The sequence below is a fragment of the Vibrio sp. 1CM24A genome, assembly GCF_023161725.1.
In the GTDB taxonomy this organism is placed as follows: domain Bacteria; phylum Pseudomonadota; class Gammaproteobacteria; order Enterobacterales; family Vibrionaceae; genus Vibrio; species Vibrio coralliirubri.
On record NZ_JALNTS010000021.1, the window covers coordinates 1 to 4,355 of the forward strand.

The 4,355-nt window shown below is 41.8% G+C and carries 2 protein-coding genes and 6 tRNA genes; 1 reads left to right on the forward strand and 7 read right to left on the reverse strand.

Annotated features, from left to right (window positions below; genetic code table 11):
• The first annotated feature begins 821 nt into the window (after window positions 1–821).
• Window positions 822–1,217, forward strand: a complete 396-nt coding sequence (locus MSG38_RS23850; protein WP_050645433.1) for a DUF2391 family protein — start codon at window positions 822–824, stop codon at window positions 1,215–1,217.
• A gap of 299 nt (window positions 1,218–1,516) precedes the next feature.
• On the opposite strand, the gene MSG38_RS23855 is transcribed toward MSG38_RS23850, so the two are convergent.
• The 7 genes from MSG38_RS23855 to MSG38_RS23885 all read right to left on the reverse strand — a co-directional run bounded on the left by MSG38_RS23855 (window position 1,517) and on the right by MSG38_RS23885 (window position 4,354).
• A tRNA-Asn gene (locus tag MSG38_RS23855) sits at window positions 1,517–1,592 on the reverse strand.
• Window positions 1,593–1,621: 29 nt separating this feature from the next.
• A tRNA-Thr gene (locus MSG38_RS23860) sits at window positions 1,622–1,697 on the reverse strand.
• A gap of 36 nt (window positions 1,698–1,733) precedes the next feature.
• Window positions 1,734–1,809: transfer RNA gene (locus MSG38_RS23865), tRNA-Asn, on the reverse strand.
• Window positions 1,810–1,833: 24 nt separating this feature from the next.
• Window positions 1,834–1,909: transfer RNA gene (locus MSG38_RS23870), tRNA-Thr, on the reverse strand.
• Between the two features lie 56 nt (window positions 1,910–1,965).
• Window positions 1,966–2,041, reverse strand: a tRNA-Phe gene (locus MSG38_RS23875).
• 235 nt (window positions 2,042–2,276) lie between these two features.
• Window positions 2,277–3,902 (reverse strand): methyl-accepting chemotaxis protein, encoded by a 1,626-nt coding sequence (locus MSG38_RS23880; RefSeq protein ID WP_122082118.1) that lies wholly within the window; start codon window positions 3,900–3,902, stop codon window positions 2,277–2,279.
• Between the two features lie 376 nt (window positions 3,903–4,278).
• Window positions 4,279–4,354: transfer RNA gene (locus MSG38_RS23885), tRNA-Asn, on the reverse strand.
• Window position 4,355: the final 1 nt, after the last annotated feature.

A 4,355-nucleotide genomic window follows, 5' to 3' on the forward strand; every position in this document is an offset into this window, starting at 1 on the left:
AGTTTTGATAAATCTGAGTTCATATAGGCTCCTTTCAGAGTCTATATTAGATCATGAATTTAATGGAATTGGTATAAGTTAGCTTTATGAGAAGAACTGACTCAACGTATCCCCTTCTCCACACCTGAAACTGTACAGGCCTTATAACCTATCTTGTTGCTCTGTACTTGTAGGTGGTTTCTCTATTTAGCGAGTTTTTTTCAAGTATTAGCTAGCAGCCCTTCGTCTACGAAACCTAACTTCTGTCCTATCTGTGAATCTAGAGGATAGTTCTGATGTGTAATTAGGGCTCTATCATGGGGGCTTCTCTTAAGAACGCTAGAGCCCCTAATAAGTCGACTTAATAGCTATTGTTATGCATTACGCGCCTTGTTCTAATCATTTCAAAGGGTAAAAGTGGACTAGATTCAGGTTGAAGGAGAGGGGCGTTTGGTTGCGTTCCAAAGTTGTGCTGGAGGGAGATATACTAAGAAATAGTGAACCTCTCGTATCCGTGCCTACACGTGCAGTAATGTTTATCACCTAACCGGATTTGGACTCTCTGGTTCTAGGAGCTGGTATCTTAGAATGTTTACAGGTATTTATTCGATTCTGATGTGTTTGTTGACTCGATATTAATCAGTTGTGTTGACCGCTTTGCTCTGAGCATATTGATTTCTTGCTGGTTAGTTCAAGCTATGTTTTGGTTATTGGGACTAAGATGAAGCTAGAAGGTCACTACTGTTTGCTTAGTTGAAATAAAAATCCCTCAAATCATCTGCGGATAGTTTTGTGATTATTTTACGAAATAGATAAAGCCTTAAAAGCTAATGGGTCGAACTATGAAATTGAGTTTTAACTTTGAAGATGCGAGCCAGATATTTGTGGGATCTTTTGCTTTGGCTGTACCGATTTCTTTTTCTGAAGAGGCTTGGAAGTTAGGGGAGACTTTACCTGCCGCTAATCTATTGCTGCTATTTTTGTTGTCTGCGGTGTTTTTGGGCTTCTATACGTATGAGAGTGTCTTTCAAAAAGATGTTGTTGCTAGGTTGCCGGTGTTTATTTTCAGAATAGTTATTGCTTATGTTATGACGGCATTGGTCGTTGCTTTGGTGCTGACTTGCTTGGACAAATTACCTCTATTGAGTGATCCCGTTGTATCGATCAAAAGAGTGATTGTTATTTCAATGCCAGCCTCTATGGGCGCTATTGTAGTGGACAGTTTTGATAAAGAGTGACCAGTGTGTCATTTAGATTGAAGTGCCTTACAGAGCTTTTCTAGCGCTTATTTGATTCGTTATTTAGCTTTCTCATTTCCAGGCTTAGCATTGATTTGTTCAACAGCTCTTCTCATTAATAAAATGAGCAGTAACGTCACTATGAGTGACTCTACGTAAATGTGTCGTCTGTTGTTGGTAGATATTAAGGAGAGCTAAATAGCGAAGATTTGTAGCTTTGAAAGTTGAGGGTAGTTGTATTGAGAAGTTAAGATCTTTAGATGCAAAAAAGCCGCATCAATGATGCGGCTTTTTTTAATTGGCTCCCCTTGCAAGACTTGAACTTGCGACATACGGATTAACAGTCCGCCGTTCTACCAACTGAACTAAAGGGGAATTGATTGTTTAGTCTCTAATCAAGAGAATGGTGCCGACTACCGGAATCGAACTGGTGACCTACTGATTACAAGTCAGTTGCTCTACCTACTGAGCTAAGTCGGCATCATGAATCAAAAAGCTTATGCTTGATGATTAACTTGGCTCCCCTTGCAAGACTTGAACTTGCGACATACGGATTAACAGTCCGCCGTTCTACCAACTGAACTAAAGGGGAATTATTCTTAAAGCTTTAAAGAAATGGTGCCGACTACCGGAGTCGAACTGGTGACCTACTGATTACAAGTCAGTTGCTCTACCTACTGAGCTAAGTCGGCACATAATATTTCTTTGTGCTTTACTGTTGTTGTCTAAGACACCAACAAATAAATTGTGGTGCCCGGAGGCGGAATCGAACCACCGACACGAGGATTTTCAATCCTCTGCTCTACCGACTGAGCTATCCGGGCGACGAGGTGTATTAAACGTGTTTTCGCGTTCTGGGTCAACATTAAATTGCAAAAAAAGTATCGTTTGATGTTTTTCTATACTTAGTGGGTTGTTTTTGCTCGTTTGGGGTGAAAAACCTAGGTCTAGCATGCCCTAAAAGATAGTAAAACTACGGTTAACTACACTGAATGGGCGCCGAAATAAAAAAAGCACGTATGAAAACGTGCTTTTTTATTTAAAAATTTTCTAGGGAGTTTAGTGTTTTACTTCAAACCTATTAACCCAAGCTTCTAATTCGTTGGAAAGGGAGGCAAGAGTTTGGGTGCTGTTATGACTTTCTGTTACGACATTGCTCAGTTGGTTACCGCTCTCTTCGATCATATTGATACGCTTCGATATATCATCGCTCACCTGAGTCTGCTCAGCGGCCGCTGTTGCGATTTGATGACTCATTGATGAAATAGACTCTAATGCGACAACAATCTGTTGTAGTGCTTCAGAGGCGTTTTGAGACTCTGTTACGGTGCTTTCACTAGTCGCGGCACAAACTTCCATGGTTTGAATTGCGTTGCGAGATCCTTCTTGAAGGTTATTAATCATTAATTGGATTTCTTTGGTGCTCGATTGTGTTCGGCCTGCAAGGTTACGAACCTCATCTGCTACAACTGCAAATCCCCGACCTTGTTCGCCAGCTCGAGCTGCTTCAATAGCTGCGTTAAGTGCCAACAGGTTCGTTTGCTCCGCTATATCACCAATCACATCCAATACTTTTGCAATGTTGTTTACATCGTTATCTAGGTTAGCGACAGCTTCGCTGGCTGTGCCTAGTTGGCCTGCTAGGCCTTGAATGTTATCTACTGTGTTGTGAATGAGTTGTTGGGTATGCTGGCTCTGTTTGTCGGCCTCATCTGTGTTGCGCGCGGTATCGCTAGCTGAATCAGCTACGTTATTGGCTGAAGAGGCCATCTCGGTCATTGCTGTCGCGATCATCTCTGTTGATTGCTGTTGGGTGTCTGTCAGTTGGGCTATTGACCCAGCGCGATCTTCTACGCGCTGCAGTTCGCCTCTTAATGCCAGCATTGAAGCGTCAAGGTTTGATACTAGCTCAGCCAATGACTTACTCATTTGTTGCACTGCGTGATAGATACTGCCGTCAATTGCCTGAGTTTCGAAAGAGGTTTGAATTCGACCTTGTGCTACGGCTTGTACTGCTTCTCGTACGTCTTTAGGTTCGCCGCCAAGAAGCGCTAGCATGCGTTTAATGGATACAATTAGGCTTGATAGAATAAGACCAGCAATCACCACACAAAGGAATAGCTGCCATTGAGCGGTAGACCAAAAACGAGCGTTAACTTCATTGAACCCGATACCGGTGCCGACAACCCAGCCCCAATGTGGTGTTTTCTCTGCTATAGACAGTTTTTCTTCAATCGTTCCATCTGGAAGTTTTTGTGTCCAGGTGTATTCAATTATCTGGCCAGTGCGATTACCAAGTACTCTTTGGATCAGCTGACCAACACTATTGCCGTCGCCATCTTTAAAGTCGTTAAAGCTGGTTCCGTGTAGTTGAGGATCTAATGGTGTCGCGACAAACGTCATGTTCTCATCGGCTACGTAAACATATTCATTATCTTTATAGATATTGTTGCGAAGAAGGCGAGTAGCCAGTTGTTTAGCTTGCTCTTCTTCTAGAGTGCCATCAATCGCCATTTTCTCGACTTCTGTAAGAATGCTGTATGCACTCTTAAATAGCTCTGTCACGCGAGCCTTGTTGTCCATGTTGCTAGCGACTCTCAATGTCCATAAACCAGTAGCCGTCAGTGCTAGCAGGGCGATCAAGATGATGCCCGATAATAAGTAAGCTTGCGTTTTTAGTTTCATATTTCCCCGCGCAGCGATTCAATAATTAGTATTAGGTATAATTCATCGAATCTTAATCTAAGTGGTGTAAGGCAGATATTAGAAAGACATCAAAGTATGATAGAGATTAAATTTTCGAAGAAAAAAAAGTAACAGGACTTGGTTCTGTTTGTTTTAATGTGAAGATTAGCGGGTCATGAACTTTGGAAGGAGTTGGTTCCTTTGGAATGGATATGCTTTATAGAACTTAGAATCTGTTGCTGTAATAAGAGTACTAGAAGGAGATAAGTCAATTTATCGAGACTGATTAAGAGTTGAGCTGATGAGTATATTGAATAGAGTTTGCTTTGTTCAAACGAAAAAAAAGCCAAGTCTTTCGACTTGGCTTTCTTGAATGTGGCTCCCCTTGCAAGACTTGAACTTGCGACATACGGATTAACAGTCCGCCGTTCTACCAACTGAACTAAAGGGGAA

Coding starts and splice junctions, on each gene's coding strand:
- MSG38_RS23850 (WP_050645433.1), top strand. CDS start 822: ATGAAATTGAGTTTTAACTTTGAAGATGCGAGCCAGATATTTGTGGGA.
- MSG38_RS23880 (WP_122082118.1), bottom strand. CDS start 3,902: ATGAAACTAAAAACGCAAGCTTACTTATTATCGGGCATCATCTTGATC.